We start from the raw sequence: 14,336 nt of genomic DNA on the forward strand, positions 1-14,336 counted from the left end.
CGTCGGCAGCGGAACGACCTAGACAGCCAGGGTCATCGCCGTGAGTCGCTCGGATGCCTCCTCGTTCCCCCTTCTCTGCTCTGCCTCGGTTGCGCTCCTCCGGGTTCGCCGCGGTGTCGCTTCTTCCCGTGATCGCCCTGCTGCCCCTGGAGGTTCAGGCCCAGGTGCGCCCCGCCGCCTGCGCTGGCACGGTGTTGGAGCTGAGTGTGCTGGAGCGGGGGCAGACCCAAACGGATCGTTTCCGCTTTTCCCTGCGCCTGGAGGCGGAGGCGGCCACGACGGCGGCGGCACTGGATCAGCTCAACCAGCGGCTGGAGGCCACACGCACAGCGTTGCAGGGGCTGGCGCAGGGACCGCTGACGATTCCGGCACCACGTTCTTATGCCAGAGGCGGCGGCAGCCAGGGACCGCGGCGTCAGCTGGCCAGCACCAGCATCAGCGGTGAGGTGGGGCGGGGCGGCTATGACCAGCTGATTCAGGTGGCTGGCCGGTTGCCAGGTGTGCGGCTCCAGGGCATGACCTCCCTGGCCTCAACGCAGAACCAGAACGCCCTGGCCGATCAGTTGCTGGAGTCGGCCCTGAAGCAGGGACGGGAGCAGGCCGAGCGCACGGCAGCGGCGCTCGGCCTGCGGCGGGTGACGTTGCTGCGGATCGATCAGCGCCGCAGCGGCGCGGTGCGGCCCCTGGCCTATGCCGCTAATGCGGGCCGTCAGTTCCGACCCGAGGAGGCGCCCCAACCCAGTCAATCCCTGGCGTTGAACCTGGATTACTGCCTGTCCTGATCGCTCCCGCCACAATGGTTAGCAGCGGTTCGGCTGCTGAACACCATGCGCGCTCCGCTTCGCGCCCGTCTGCTCTGGTGGGTGAGTTTGGTGTTTGTGGCCTGGATGATCTGGGCGGAGACCAGCTTTCAGACCTACGACCGCTCGCTCGGGCAGGACCTGACGCTCACGCCCGCCCAGCTGGCTGTGATCGGCGGAGCTTTTCTGCTGCCTTACAGCCTGGTGCAGATTCCCGTGGGCTGGCTGCTCGATCGCTGGCCGGTGGAGCGACTGCTGCTGCTGGGCGCCTTCACGGCAGCCGCCTGCAGCCTCGGTTTCGCTCGTGCGGAAAGCTGGAACGCCCTGCTGTGGCATCGCTTCGGGCTCGGGTTGAGCTGCGCGGTGGCCTTCCCGGCCTCCGGTCTGCTGGCGCGACGCAGCCTGCCGCCTCAACGGTTTGCTCTCGCCATGGGAGCCACCGACAGCTTGTTGGGGTTCGGTGCGGTGGTGGCCGTGCTGATGCCGTTGCTGTTCGGAGGCCTGGGGTGGCGCCAACAGGTGCTGCTGCAGGCGATCGGCCTGATCGCTCTGGTGCTGGTGCCCCTGGCTTGCCTGCAGCAGCGCACAGCGATGACCTCTGCCGCTGCGCTTGCGGCTGGGGCGGCACCAGCTCGCTGGACCTCCCGTGCCCGCCGCACGGTGGCGCATGCGGCGGCGGTGTATGCCTGGGCCGGTGGGCTGTTGTTCGGGCTCGGCCAATACGGCCTGCTCTCGCAGTTGCAGCACTGGGGTGAGACGTTGATGCTCAACGTCACCCTGCTGCTCTCGCTTGGGTTGGTGGCCGGCATGGTGCTGGCCGGTGCTCTGGGGGGTGAGCCCCGCCGCCGCCGCACCCTGTTGCTGTGCGGGGCGGTGCTCACGGCGCTGGCTCTGGGGTGGTTGATGCAAGGGGATGCTGATCCTTCGCTGCGCCTGCTGGCTGGCGCCTTGTTCGGCCTTGGGCTCGGCCCTTGCGTGCTCGCTTTCCCGATGGCGGAGGCCGCCGCACCGTCGGGACGGACCGCGATGGTGGTGGCGATGGTGAACACCGCCGGCACGTTCAGCGGGGCGGTGATGACCCTCGTGTCGGGTTGGATGCTGCAACGGGCGGCCCAGGCTGAGCCGCCGCTGCTGTTGCCGATTTATGGCGCCCTGGCCCTGCTGGGTGTGCTGTTGGCCTGGACGGCCTCACGGCGTTGACGCCTCTTGTTGGCGCCATTCCTTCCAGGCCAGGCGCGGGGCGCTCCAGAGACTGGTGAGCACCAGTGGCGTCACGGGGACGGCTGTGATCACGATGAAGGCCTGCAGGGCATCGATCGAGGTGCTGTCGCCCAGGCCGCTGCCGATTCGTAGCAACACCAGAGTGAGGCTGCCGATCATCAGGGCCCAGAACAGCCGCAGCAGCGCCGGCGGCGTGCGTTGACCACTCACCACCATGGCGGCGGCGTAACTCATTGAGTCGGCGCTGGTGGCCATGAACAGCACCACCAGCACCAGGCCCACCGGAATCAGCAACCAGGCCAGGGGCAGCTGACCGAGGATCGCCAGCAGGGCGGCGGCCGCCCCGTTGTTGCTGAGCGGGCCGCTGACACTGCCGCTGTTGCTCAGCTCCAGGGCCATGCCGGTGCCCCCCAGCAGGGTGAACCAGAGATTGGTGACGATGGGGCAGAGGATGGCGACGGCCAGCACCAACTCCCGCACGCTGCGGCCGCGGCTGACGCCGGCGGTGAACAGGCCCATCAGGGGCGCGTAGCCGAGAAACCAGCCCCAATAGAAGACGGTCCAGCCGTTCACCCAGTTGTCGGGGCTGCTGTTGGCCGCCAGGGCCATCTGGGGCAGGTTGAGCAGATAGGTGCCGAAGGCGGTGAGGAAGTGGCGCATCAGCCACAGCCCCGGGCCCAGCAGCAGCAGCCCTGCGGCCATCGCCAGGGTGAGCCACACGTTCAGCTCCGAGAGCCATTTGATGCCGCGCTGAATCCCGCTCACCGTGGAGCTGGCGAAGATCGCGGTCAGCATCACCACCACCAGCGATTGCAGGCTGGCGCTGTCTTGCAGCCCAGGCAGCTGGCCGGCCGCATGGCTCAGTTGCAGGGAGAGGAAGCCGAGCGGGCCCACGGTGCCGGCGATCGCCGCCACCACCGACACCCCATCGGCCAGATCACCCATGCCGCCTTCAACCCAGGTCCTGGGCAGCAGCCCCACCAGCAGCGATCGGGGCCGCAGCGGTTCGCCGCGACGCTCGCGGATCGAGAGGGTGATCGTGACCGTGGTCGCCACAAGCGCCCAGGCCAGAAACCCCCAGTGCAGAAAACTCACGGCCAGGGCTGGATCCACCGCCGCCGCCGTCGATCCTTCGATGCCCGCGAAATAGGGCGCCGGCGTCTGGAAATGGAACAGCGGTTCAGCTGCTGACCAGAACACGCCACCGCCGGCCAGCAGGGTGCAGATCAGAACGGCACACCAGTCGAAGAATTTCAGACTCGGCCTGGCGTCGACGCCGCCCAGGCGCAGGCGGCCGAGCGGACTGATCGCCAGCCCCACGGCGATCAGAAAGAGCACCACGGCCATCCACTGCCAGAGGCTGCCCAGCAGGGCGCTGCTGATCGCTTTGCCCGACTCGGTGAATGCTCTGGCGGCCGCCAGGTCGGCCGCCGCCAGGACCAGAAACAGCACCAGTGGAAGCGCCCCGATCCAAAGCGGGGGCTGGCGCCACCAGGGGCGCGGAGCGTTGGGGGAGGACGGCACGGCGTCAGGCGCGGACGGCATCCCGCTGATGGCTCCAGCAGGTGAGATCGACTGCCGGTGGGCGGCCCGACGCCAGTCGGGCGAGCGACTCACCGATCAGGGGCGCAAACTTGAACGCCTGGCCGGAGCCGCCCGCGAACACACTGAGGGTCGGGGTGAGACGGTCGAGCACGAAATTCACATCACTGGCCATCGAGTAAGGGCTGATCACGGTGTCCACCCGTTCCTGCACTCCCTCCAGTGCGTTGAACAGGAAGTTGTCGAGCAGCTCCAGCAGGCGTGCCGGGACCTCTCGGGTCATCGCATTGGGGTCCTGCACCCGCAGCGCCTCGGGAGCCCAGTCGATGCCCGCCTTGATCCGGGGGCGACCATCGGCAGTGCAGCTCAACACCGGAAAGCCGTAATACAGGCCGCCGTCATCGCCCCGCTCCCGTTGGAAGCAGAACCATTGCGGGTAGCGCTCGGCCAGGGCCGGATCCACGGTGTAATGCGCCCAGAGCATGGGCCAAACCTCCAGCTTCGGGGCGAGGCCGAGGGGAGCGAGCAGCAACTGGCTCCAGATCCCGCAGGCCACCACCACCTGATCGGCGCTGATGTGGTGGCCGTTCTCCAGACTCACGCCCCCACCACGGGCATCGATGCCGGCCACCGGGCAGTGTTCGATCAGTTGATGGCCGGCAGCGCGGGCGGTGCGGATCCAGTGGGCCACCACCTTGTCGCTGCGCACGGCCCCGGCGGTCGGTTCGAACAGACCGGTGAAGTTGGGTTTCGGGCGGAGCGGGAAGCGGGCGGCGATCGCTTCGGCGTTCAACGCTTCATAGGGAATGCCCTGGTCGTCCATCACCCGTCGGGCGCCGGGGATGGAACCCTCGATCGTTTCCTCCTCCCAGCTTTCGCCGTAAAACAGCAGGCCATGGGGTTCGCGCAGCGCTTCGCCGGCGTGGCGTTCCTCCTCGCGCCAGAGCCGGTTGGCTTCCTGCGCCAGGCGGCAGAGCACGGGATCGGAATACATCTCCCGATACATGCGCGATTCACCGAAGCTGCTGGCGCCCGCATGGGCCAGGGTCTGTGCCTCCAGCAGCACCACGTCGCCCACGTCCTGGCGGGCCAGGGCGGCTGCGCAGCTGAGGCCTGCCATGCCGCCGCCCACGATCACAACAGCGGCGCGCTCGGGAAGCGTGGTGGTGCTCATGCTGCCTCTCCGAAACTGAGACCGATGGGGGCACCGCCGCCACCGGCCGTGACCCGCTCCAGGGCAGCATCAACGCTGAGTCCATCCCCGCGTTGGGCCAGAAATTCGTTGGCCCTTTGCCGCACTTCATCGCGCACAAAGCGATACACCTCATCGGCTGTGGCCGTTTTCCAGGCCTCGGGGGCGAAGCGCTCGATTGAATCGGCGATCACGGCGCCCGCATTCACCAGTGGATCCGGCAACACCCGAACGCCGCGGCGGCGCAGGTCATCCGCCAGCTGGGGCTGCTGGAAGGGGGCGTTGGCCGCCGGCACGATCGCCTTCACGGGCAGGGCCGAGGCCATCTCCGTGTTGATCAGACCGGAAATCGAGCAGGGCAGCACCAGGTCGAGCCTGAGCTCCCACCAGGGGCAGTCAAGCGGTAGCGGCGTGGCACCGGCAAAGCTGGCGCGCTCCCGGTCCATGTCGACGGTGAACACCGTCCAGCCATGGGCGACCAGCACCCGGGCGACGGTGCCACCGACGGCGCCGCAGCCGTGCACCAGCGCGCGGCCTGGCCTGGCCTCGGCCAACGCCTCACCCAGCACCGCTTCGATGGCGCCCAGGGTTCCATGGGCCGTGGCGGCACTGGCATCCACAGGGCTGCCGACGGCGGCGAGCACATGGGGCGTCAACTCCGTCAGACGCTCCATGTCTTCCAGGCTGGTGTTGAGATCACAGCCGGTGATCATCGAGCCATCCAGAGCCTCGAGCAGCGTGGCGGTCACGCTGATCAGCTCCTCCTTCACCGCTGCAGGTTCCGCGGCGCGGGCCACGATCTTGCCGCCGGCGAAACCGGTGCCATATAAATCATGTTTGTGGGTCATCAGGCCCGCCAGGCGCTCGCCATCGGCGATGCAGGCTGCGTCGGAGGGGTAGTTGAGGAGGCGCAGGCCACCGTTGGCTGGCCGCCCGGTGCTGGTGTCTTCGGCCACCACAAACACCGAGAGATGGTCGGAGACGTGTTCAGCCAACACCGACACCGCTGGGGCGGTGGGGGCGGTGGCGATCGGGGTGCTCATCAGGCCAGCTTCTCCATCATCTGGTGGTGCTCCACGTAATCCAGGCTCCAGTCGCTCGGGGCGTCGGCAATGCGTTGTTCCAGGCGCTGATACACCGCGTCGGCTGCGGCATCTCCAGCGGCGCTGGCGAAGCTGTGCCGGCTCCAGCTGCGGATCGTGGCCATCAGGCCGGCGGCGAAGGCGGCGGTGTCGCCATCGGTGTTCCAGCGCTGTCTGTAGGGGCAGCGCACGTGGACGGTGCGTTCATCCACCAGGCGCAGGCCGTTGCGGTAAGGGGCCGAGCTGGCGTCCTTCAGCGGCGCCATGAACTCCTCGGGCGACTTGTAGAAGTTCAGGATCGTGCCGTTGCGGTACTGCGCCTCGCTGATCACACCCTCATCGGCGAGGCTCCGCCAGATCCGGTGCAGCTCGTCGTGGACATTGCGCGTTTCGCCACCGTTGTGCCCCAGATAGCGACCCTCCGGATCGCGGGAGAGGTTCACCGTCAGCAGCCTGCCGCCCGGTTGCAGTTCGCGGCTGCGCAGCTCGAGGATCGCCGTCCAGTCCTTCAGCGCCTGGGCGGTGAAGCGCTTGATCGCCTCGGCATCACCGGACGCGAGCACGTGGGTGTGATGCGGCAGCGGGCCGGGGGATTCGCTCAGCCAGTGCATCGCCGTGGCGGAGAAGCCGAAGCTCACGCTGTTCGGCGCCACCGAGGGCTCGTAGAAGCTGCGGGCACTCACCAGCACGGTGGGCTGCGGTGGCCTGGGGATCTGCAGGGCCAGATTCGCCGCCAGGGCAACGTTGTCGTTGCTGGGCAGATCGTTGCCGATCAGCGTCAGATGGGCGTGGGGCTGGCGGCTGTGGAGGTGATCGAGCACCTGGTTCCAGAGGCCAACGGCGGTGCCGCCATCGGCAGCGCCGTAATCGATCAGAACGTGATGGTTCTGGTGGGGAAGTTGTTCAACACAAGTCAAGGCCCAGTCGGAGGCGGCATCGATGCAGAGACGTGCGCCTTCGGTCTGTGCGCTGTAACCCGTGGTCATGGCAATGGCCATGGACCTCGTCAGCGACAGGGTGCACCGTACAGGGTGGGTCTGTCAGGGCTTCGTGACAGAGAACACGCTGCGCTGCTCTCAGCAGGCTTCAACCCTGTTGGAGAAGTTGCTGGAGCTGGGGCTCGAGGAGGGCGAAGGCCCGGCCGCGGTGTCCGTGACGTTTCTTCTCCTCCAGGCTCATCTCGGCAAAGGTCAGTCCGGTATTGGCGACTTCAAAGATCGGGTCGTAGCCGAAGCCCTGGTCGCCCCTGGGGGCGGTCGTGATCAGTCCATGGCACTGCCCTTCCACCTCCGCCAGCACGCTTCCATCCGGCGCGGCGATGCAGAGGGCCGCACTGAAGTGGGCGTCACGGTTTGGGTTGTCGCCCAGTTCCTGCAGCAAACGAGCGATCCGCTCGGGATCCGTGGCTGCGTAACGGGCGGAGAACACGCCTGGAGCGCCCTGCAGTGCGTCCACGCTGAGGCCGGAATCATCCGCCAGCGCCCATGCGCCTGTGGCGACTGCCACCGCACAGGCTTTGAGGCGGGCATTGGCGGCAAAGGTGGAGCCGCTTTCCTCCACGTCCAGACCCTCGGGTTGGGGCTTCACCTCCAGCGGGACTGCGCTGAGCAGGCGGGCGAATTCGCGGATCTTGCCGGCATTGCCGCTGGCGATCACCAAGGTGCGCTGGCTCATTGTGTTCAAACCGCCGTCGCCAAGGCGCGGGCCCAGTCGAGCACCGCGGCGACCCGTGCGGCATCGGGGCCTTCGCAATAGAGGCGCAGCAAGGGTTCGGTGCCCGAGAAGCGCAGCATCAACCAGTGACTCGGTCCCAGTCGCAGTTTCACTCCATCGGTGCGGATCACCTCCTGAACGGGGGCTCCCGCCACCTCCTGCGGCGGTTCCTCTGCCAGCAGGGTCTCCAGACGCCGGCGGCAGTCCATGTCGGCCAGGCGGAGATCGAGCCGGTCGTAGTGGCTGGCGCCGCCACAGCGCTGCTGCAGAGCATGGATTCTGGCGCCCAGGGGCTGGCCACCTTCCACCAGAGCCTCGAGCACCAGCAGGGCTGCGAACAGCGCATCCCGTTCCGGCAGATGCATGCCGAAGCCCACGCCTCCGGATTCTTCGCCACCGATCAGCACCTCGCCAGCCAGCATTTCGGCGGCGATGTATTTGAAGCCCACGGGCAGTTCAAGCACCTCGCGGCCCAGGTCTTCCGCCACCAGACGCATCAGATCGGAACCACTCACGGTTTTCACCACGGAGCCGGGGAGTTGTCGGGCTCGGGCCAGGTGATCGATCAGCAACGGCATCAGCTGCTGGGTGCTGCAGAACCGCCCCTCTTCATCCACGGCGGCGATACGATCACCGTCGCCATCGAAGACCAGGCCAACGGCGTGCTGGCCCGCGGCGGTGGCCTGCTTCACCGCGGCGATCAGGTCGCCCAAATAGGGGGCGAGGGGTTCGGGTGGATGACCCCCGAAGAGGGGATCGCGCTGACTGCGGATTTCCTGCACCAGCCGACGATCATTGATCCCATCGCCGAGCAGTTCTGCCACGCAGCCCGCTGCCGAACCATGCATCGGATCCACGATCACGCGCAGGTGCATCGCCTCCAGGCCACGACAGAGGGAGGGCAGATCCAGCTTGCGGCGCAGCCCGTCGAGATGCTCGCCTCGCCCGTCGAATCGGGAGGTTTCCCCCGCAACGGGTGGCGTGATGCCACCAACCGCCAGGCGCTGCTCCACGGCGGCAGTGAAGTCTCCCTCCACTGATCCTCCGAAGGGCCCCTTGATCTTGAGCCCCAGCCATTCCGGTGGGTTGTGGCTGGCGGTGATCACCAGGGCGCCGAGGGCCTGGCGCTGGACCACCGCCCAGCTGCACGCCGGCGTGGGAACGGGGGTGTCGGTGAGCAGGGGCTCGAGGCCGCAGCCTCGGACGGCGGCGGCGATCGCCGCCGCCAGCTCAGGGGCGAGAAAGCGGCGGTCGTAGCCGATCACCACGGTGCGACTGCGCAAGCCTTCGGGCGCCCGGGCGGCGAGTTCCTGCGCCGAGGCGGCCGCCACCGGCAACAGGCGTTCCACGCTGATGTCCACGCCGAGGATGCCGCGCCAGCCATCGGTGCCGAACTTGATCGGAGCAGCAGCCAGGGGCAGGGGAGCGGAGGCCATGGGCTGCTGATGACAGGGAGTCTCTGACCAGGGATCTAGCAGCTGGCCGCCGTAACGTCGCTCCATGGGTGACACCCCTGCTGCTGACAAGCCCGAAGGGCAGGTGCTGAGTGATCGCCTGCTGCGCAGCTGGTTGCGCTGTCGGCGTCGCGCCTGGCTCGATCGGTATGGCGATCCCGCCGATCGTCGTTACACGGCCCATCGCACGCTCCAGCTCGATGATCAGCAGCGCTGTTTCGTGGCCCTGCTTCCGGAGAAACCCCGCCACGGCTTGCGGGCGATGGAAGCGGGCGCGGCGTCGGTGGTGGGGGTGCGTCTGCACGGTCAGGGGCCGCAGGGCTGGGCACTCGAGTGCCACCCTGCCCTGCTGCAGCGGGTGCCGGGCCAGAGCCGCTGGGGCGATTTCGCCTACCGGCCGGTGCTGGCGCGCCAGGGGCGTCGCCTGACCCGCGAGCATCGATTGCCTCTGGCTCTGGCCGGGCGGTTGCTGGCTCCTCTTCAAGCGGCGCCCGTACCGGAGGCGTTGGCGGTGGCCGGCGCCGGGCGCCGCCTGGAGACCGAGCGTCTGCCCCTCAGCCATGGCCTGCAGAGTCAGTTGGATGAGGCCCTCCGCAAGCTGGCGCAGGATCTGCAGCGGGGTGCTCCGCCGCCGCTGGCGGCGGATCGGCGCAAATGCACGCTGTGCAGCTGGCGTGGCGTCTGCAATCGGGAGGCGGCAGAGCAGGGGCACCTCAGCGAGGTGAGCGGCATCGGTGCCAAGCGTCGGGAGATGCTGCAGGAGCTCGGGTTTGCCGGGCTCGCCGATCTGGCGGCTGCGGATCCGCAGCAGCTCGCGGTTCGTTTGGAGCGCTTCGGCGAGCAGCACGGTGCGATGGCCGAGCCCCTCGTCGCCCAGGCCCGGGCCCAGCGGGACGGACGGGTGGAACGTCTGGATCCCCGCCCCGCGTTGCCGGAGTTGACCCATGCCCCCGGAGTGCTGCTCTATGACATCGAATCGGATCCCGATGCCCGTGATGACTTTCTGCATGGTTTTCTGCGGCTTCCCCGCGATCCCGCCGGTGGCTGGGCACTGGAGCAGGCGCGCTATCACCCGCTGCTGACGCTTCAGGAGCAAGGGGAGCGCTCCTGCTGGCGGCGGCTCGAGCGCCTGCTCGAGCGTTACGGCGACTGGCCCGTGCTCCATTACGGCGAAACCGAATCCCTGGCTTTGAGGCGGATGGCTCAGCGTCAGGGGCTGGGGGAGGCAGGGCAGGCCGCCATCCGGGCGCGGCTGGTGGATGTGCATGAACGTGTGCGCCGCCACTGGCGCCTGCCCCTGAACAGCTATGGCCTCAAAACGGTGGCGGCCTGGCGGGGATTCCGCTGGCGGCAGCCGGGGGTGGATGGGGCGCGGGCCCTGCTCTGGTGGCGGCAGTGGCGTGGCTCCGGTCGCCAGAACCGCGGGCACGTGCAGGCGCTGCGCTGGATCTTTGCCTACAACCACGACGACAACCTGGCCACCTGGGCCGTGGCGCAATGGCTGGCAGAGCAAGACAGCCTGTCCGATCAAGACAGCCTGCTGCGTCAGGATGATTCCCTCGGGTCGCGGAACCCCGTCGGTGGGGAGATCTGAAGCGTGAGCCCCTCGTCGCCCAGCTGCAGCTGCAGCTGCGGAGCCTCCAGGGCGGCTCGACGCACCAGCGCCAGCCCCTGCCAGCCACCTGGGGTGGGCAGGGCTGAGGTGATCAGCCCTGCCCGTTCGTTGCTGAGATTCAGGGGCGTGCCCGGTTCGATCGTCAAGCCGGTGGGAGCCTCGACCAGCTGCCAGTGGCGCAGTTTTTGTTTGACGCCATCGCGTGCCGTCAGCTTGGCGATCGTTTCCTGCCCCAGGTAGCAACCCTTGCTCAGGCTCAACCAGTCGCCCAGCCCCAGCTCCAGCGGATTGGTGTCTCCGTTGAGTTCGGCGGGGTGGCGTGGCAAGCCGACCCGCAGCCGCCAGGCCTCCAGGGCGCTGGCCTCGGCCCGCGGCAGCGCCTCCCATGCCGCCGGAAGGCAACTGTCGTCGCACCAGAGCACGTCGTCACTCCAGGGGCGATGGACGCCTGGGGCCTGCAGGCGCTGAAGGCGGCGTTGCTGCGCCAACGGCAACAGGCGCACCCGATCGGCCGGGAAGATCACCCGATCAAAGCCGCTGGCCAGCGCTGCCGCCTCTCCGCTCAGCACCAGCACATCGGCGCCCTCGTCATCGAGACGCACCTCCAGCAGCGCCTGCACCCGTCCGGTGGCCGTCAGCCAGCAGCTGCGGATCAGGGCATGGTCGGCGGCCTGCTGCAGGTCGGCGCTGGTCTGCCCATGCAGGAAGTCGCGGGCGCCCACGCCCTGAAGGCGTAGCAGGGGAAAGGTGGCATCCCAGAGCAACACGTCAGCGGTTGGTGCCGTCATGCCATCAGCTCCTGGGCGCGGGCGGCCACCTCGCTGAGGCGAAACAGGCTCACCAACTCCAGTTCGGCGGCGGTCATGGCGGCGGCGCCCCCTTCCTCCCGGTCGACGATCGTCACCACCCGACGCACCTGATAGCCCGCCTCACGCAGTTGGGTCACCGCCTTGATCGAGGAGCCGCCGGTGGTGACCACGTCTTCGAGCACGGTCACCCTGGCGCCGGCTGCTGGCAGGGGCCCCTCCAGCCAGGCACCGGTGCCATGGCCCTTGGCTTCCTTGCGCACGATCAGGGCGTCGAGATCGCGTCCCTGCTGGGCCGCGGCCATCGCCACGCAGCTCACCAGCGGATCGGCTCCGAGGGTGAGTCCGCTGACGGCGACGGCATCGGCGTCCACCAGGTCGAGCAGAGTGGGGCCGAGCAGGGCGAGGCCGCTGCCGCTCAGAGCCACCGGCTTGCAGTTCACGTAATGGGCACTGCTGCGGCCTGAGGCAAGCGTGAACTGGCCGTGGCGGTAGGCCTCCCGGGCGAGGCGACTGAGCAGTTGATCGCGCGCCTCACGGAGGCCGGGAGATGGGGTGCTCATCAGGGCTGGTGCAGGCAGCGTTCTGTGCCTAGTTTGCGCCTAGCCATCTGTGATCCGTGGCGCGGTTCTTCACGTCCCTGGCCCTGCTTCCCCTGGGCGTTGTGCTGGCAACGGCGGCCCGGGCCAACACAGTGGTCTGCACCACCACGCTGGAGGCGCCGTCAGGCCTGGCGCAGGTGGCTGCCGCTGAGCCGCCGGCCCCGGTGGAGGTGAGTCGCTGTGCCCCGGTGCAGACCACTGACGCTCTGGTGGTGAACCGCTTCTACACCTGGACCGCGCCTTATGCCCGCGGTGTCGACCTGATCCATCAGGTCACCGATCTGCTCGGCATTGCCATGGCCGGACCAGAAGGCAATCGCCTCATGGGCCTGGGTTTCCCCGACCAGACGATCATTTGGGATGGATCGGCGCTGCAGAACACCTACCAGGTGTTGCTGGAGCAGCAGAGCGCACCGATTCCCTGGCGCACGGTCGACATCTCCAGTGGTTTCAGCGGCAGCCTCGCGGCGGAGCAGGCGCAGCCAGCCGAAAGCCTGGAGGTGCTGATCCCGGTGGAGGCTTCGGCCCAGCCGGTGCGCGGCCTGTGGTAATCCTGTGGCGAGCCGGGGGTCTAGCAATCTGGTGAATGCAGCGAACTCATAATTCGCCTAAGGCGAGTTCGATCCTCGCGACCCCCATCACCAAAACCCTTTCCAGGACAAGGCTTTTCAAGGATTCTCCCTCCCTCGCACTCCGCTCCGTTTAGGCACCGATTAGGCACAAAAGGGCGCATTTCGGGGCAGAGTAGGCACGCTTTTAGGCACGCCTGCATGGCCACCAGGGACCCCTATCTGGCACGCATCAACCGGGCTCTGCGGGACCTCGGGTCTGCCGTCAGCCTGGAGGTGTCCCCCTCCGGCGGCCGCCTCAGGCTGCGGGCGTCATTGCCGATGCCGGATGGCAGCTGGAAGCAGAAGCGAATCAGTACTGCCTGCCCCTATCCCGCCGGAGTCGATCAGGCACGCCAACTGGCTGAGGAGCTCGGTCGGGATCTTGAGCTGCATCGCCGGGGCTTGGAGGTGTTCCCAATCGAGCGATGGCTGCAGCCCAGCAAACCGCCGGGAGAATCCTCTGATGCAGTCAGCGGCCAGGAAGCCGTCAGCCGCACCGAGACCTGGTGGAGACAACAACGCAAGCGTGGCCCCAGTGCCGATGTCACCTGGTCGACCACCTACGCAGCTCCATTGCGCCCTCTACTGGGCCAACGCGCCGTCACGATGGACACCCTGCGTGCGGTGGTGGAGGGCAAGCCGGTCGGGAGCTGCAGTCGTCGCAAAGCAGCCTTGGCGGCCACGGCTGTGGCCCAGGCGCTGGACATGGGTGGGGAAGCCGTTCAGGAGCTCCGGGCGCTAGGCAAGGGCTATAGCCCTCTGAAAGATGCGGCGCCTCGGGACCTGCCAAGCGATGAGGCGATCGTCGAAGTCATTGATGCCCTGCCATCGGGGTGGCAATGGGTCGCTGGAATCTGCGCTACCTACGGGGCCAGGCCCCATGAGGCGCTGCTGATGGCCACCGTCGAAGGCAACGGCCTCGTAGTCATCCGTGGCGGCAAAACAGGCGCCCGGCAGGGAATGCCGCTACCGAAAGCGTGGATTGAACGCTGGGACCTGGAGGCCAAGCGTTTGCCTGCGATCAATCTCGAACGGGATCACCGTACGGTTGGCTCTCAGCTTGGGGTGGCTCTGCGGCGTCACCAAGCTCCCTTTCTGCCCTACGACCTGCGCCATGCCTGGGCCGTACGAGCGATCCATAACCCGCAAATCAGCCCATCGCTTGCCGCCAAAAGCCTGGGGCACTCGCTGATGGTTCACACCTCCCTGTACCAACGCTGGTTCGATAGCGCCTCCATGGCGTCACTTGTTGCGCAGATGTGAGGCAAAGCCTTCGACATCGACATAAAGAGTGCGGCGCTTCCCGGTATCGCCAACGGTCGCACTCACAAATTGAGGGGGAATCCGGCCACGATCAATCGCGGTGCGCAAGGCGCGACTGCTCGGGAAATGCAGTGCTTTGGCGGCTTCAGATAAGGGCAGCCAGGGACTGCTGCTGAGCGTTGGCTTGAGTTCAAGACGTGCCTGAATCACATTGAGTTGGGCAGATATGAGATTCAGCTGCTGCTTGATGTCTTCTGTGGCTATAGGCGATGTGGTCATGGCAATTGGATTCGCACAAGACCATTTGAATCTCTAAAACACACGAAAGGGCGTATCTAAACCGTGCAAACCGTGCGGGTCTGGGGATTGCGCACGGTTTGCACGGTTTACGGATGTCTCATTCAGTCGATTACAGGCTCAAATGAAAAAGCCGCA

Annotated in this window: 14 protein-coding genes and 1 tRNA gene; 6 read left to right on the top strand and 9 right to left on the bottom strand. The window is 67.4% G+C overall.

Going from position 1 to position 14,336, the window contains the following annotated elements:
• Positions 1-53 precede the first annotated feature (53 nt).
• Together SynRS9909_RS01475 and SynRS9909_RS01480 are read left to right on the top strand one after the other, a co-directional pair.
• Positions 54-782 (top strand): SIMPL domain-containing protein, encoded by a 729-nt coding sequence (locus SynRS9909_RS01475; RefSeq protein ID WP_050752455.1) that lies wholly within the window; start codon positions 54-56, stop codon positions 780-782.
• A 45-nt stretch (positions 783-827) separates the two neighbouring features.
• The gene (locus SynRS9909_RS01480; protein ID WP_007100845.1) at positions 828-2,000 is read left to right on the top strand and encodes an MFS transporter; all 1,173 of its coding nucleotides are present in this window, start codon (positions 828-830) and stop codon (positions 1,998-2,000) included.
• On the opposite strand, the gene SynRS9909_RS01485 is transcribed toward SynRS9909_RS01480, so the two are convergent.
• The 6 genes from SynRS9909_RS01485 to SynRS9909_RS01510 form a co-directional block, all read right to left on the bottom strand.
• Positions 1,989-3,566 carry a BCCT family transporter gene (locus tag SynRS9909_RS01485; RefSeq protein ID WP_007100844.1) on the bottom strand — a complete coding sequence of 526 codons (1,578 nt, stop codon included), beginning with the start codon at positions 3,564-3,566 and terminating at the stop codon, positions 1,989-1,991. The genes SynRS9909_RS01480 and SynRS9909_RS01485 overlap by 12 nt on opposite strands.
• The gene (locus SynRS9909_RS01490) at positions 3,550-4,737 is read right to left on the bottom strand and encodes an FAD-dependent oxidoreductase (RefSeq protein ID WP_007100843.1); all 1,188 of its coding nucleotides are present in this window, start codon (positions 4,735-4,737) and stop codon (positions 3,550-3,552) included. The genes SynRS9909_RS01485 and SynRS9909_RS01490 overlap by 17 nt, the downstream gene beginning before the upstream one ends.
• Positions 4,734-5,798, bottom strand: coding sequence for a glutamate dehydrogenase (locus tag SynRS9909_RS01495; RefSeq protein WP_007100842.1), 1,065 nt, complete (start codon positions 5,796-5,798; stop codon positions 4,734-4,736). The genes SynRS9909_RS01490 and SynRS9909_RS01495 overlap by 4 nt, the downstream gene beginning before the upstream one ends.
• Positions 5,798-6,835 carry an SAM-dependent methyltransferase gene (locus SynRS9909_RS01500; RefSeq protein WP_038000913.1) on the bottom strand — a complete coding sequence of 346 codons (1,038 nt, stop codon included), beginning with the start codon at positions 6,833-6,835 and terminating at the stop codon, positions 5,798-5,800. Before SynRS9909_RS01500 ends, SynRS9909_RS01495 begins: the two co-directional genes overlap by 1 nt.
• A gap of 88 nt (positions 6,836-6,923) precedes the next feature.
• Complete coding sequence (rdgB, locus tag SynRS9909_RS01505) at positions 6,924-7,511, bottom strand: RdgB/HAM1 family non-canonical purine NTP pyrophosphatase (protein ID WP_007100840.1); 588 nt, start codon at positions 7,509-7,511, stop codon at positions 6,924-6,926.
• A gap of 5 nt (positions 7,512-7,516) precedes the next feature.
• Positions 7,517-8,986, bottom strand: a complete 1,470-nt coding sequence (locus tag SynRS9909_RS01510; protein WP_038000910.1) for a phosphoglucomutase/phosphomannomutase family protein — start codon at positions 8,984-8,986, stop codon at positions 7,517-7,519.
• A 64-nt stretch (positions 8,987-9,050) separates the two neighbouring features.
• Here SynRS9909_RS01510 and SynRS9909_RS01515 point away from each other — a divergent pair, with 64 nt between their 5' ends.
• Positions 9,051-10,598, top strand: coding sequence for a TM0106 family RecB-like putative nuclease (locus tag SynRS9909_RS01515; protein WP_007100838.1), 1,548 nt, complete (start codon positions 9,051-9,053; stop codon positions 10,596-10,598).
• On the opposite strand, the gene SynRS9909_RS01520 is transcribed toward SynRS9909_RS01515, so the two are convergent.
• Together SynRS9909_RS01520 and pyrE are read right to left on the bottom strand one after the other, a co-directional pair.
• Positions 10,550-11,407: a folate-binding protein YgfZ gene (locus tag SynRS9909_RS01520; protein WP_038000908.1), complete on the bottom strand. Its 858-nt coding sequence runs from the start codon at positions 11,405-11,407 to the stop codon at positions 10,550-10,552. The genes SynRS9909_RS01515 and SynRS9909_RS01520 overlap by 49 nt on opposite strands.
• Positions 11,404-11,988 carry an orotate phosphoribosyltransferase gene (pyrE, locus tag SynRS9909_RS01525; protein WP_007100836.1) on the bottom strand — a complete coding sequence of 195 codons (585 nt, stop codon included), beginning with the start codon at positions 11,986-11,988 and terminating at the stop codon, positions 11,404-11,406. Before pyrE ends, SynRS9909_RS01520 begins: the two co-directional genes overlap by 4 nt.
• A 56-nt stretch (positions 11,989-12,044) precedes the next feature.
• Here pyrE and SynRS9909_RS01530 point away from each other — a divergent pair, with 56 nt between their 5' ends.
• From SynRS9909_RS01530 to SynRS9909_RS01540, 3 genes are all read left to right on the top strand, one after another.
• Positions 12,045-12,578 (top strand): hypothetical protein, encoded by a 534-nt coding sequence (locus SynRS9909_RS01530; RefSeq protein ID WP_007100835.1) that lies wholly within the window; start codon positions 12,045-12,047, stop codon positions 12,576-12,578.
• A gap of 14 nt (positions 12,579-12,592) precedes the next feature.
• A tRNA-Ile gene (locus tag SynRS9909_RS01535) sits at positions 12,593-12,665 on the top strand.
• A gap of 132 nt (positions 12,666-12,797) precedes the next feature.
• A complete protein-coding gene (locus SynRS9909_RS01540; protein WP_007100834.1) occupies positions 12,798-13,901 on the top strand; it encodes a hypothetical protein in 1,104 nt (367 codons plus the stop codon).
• Here the strand turns inward: SynRS9909_RS01540 and SynRS9909_RS01545 are convergent.
• On the bottom strand, positions 13,881-14,180 hold the full coding sequence (locus SynRS9909_RS01545) for a hypothetical protein (protein WP_007100833.1): 300 nt from the start codon (positions 14,178-14,180) through the stop codon (positions 13,881-13,883). The two genes, SynRS9909_RS01540 and SynRS9909_RS01545, sit on opposite strands and share 21 nt — an antisense overlap.
• Between the last annotated feature and the right edge of the window lie 156 nt (positions 14,181-14,336).

The organism is Synechococcus sp. RS9909, from assembly GCF_014279595.1.
Taxonomy (GTDB): Bacteria; Cyanobacteriota; Cyanobacteriia; order PCC-6307; family Cyanobiaceae; genus Synechococcus_C.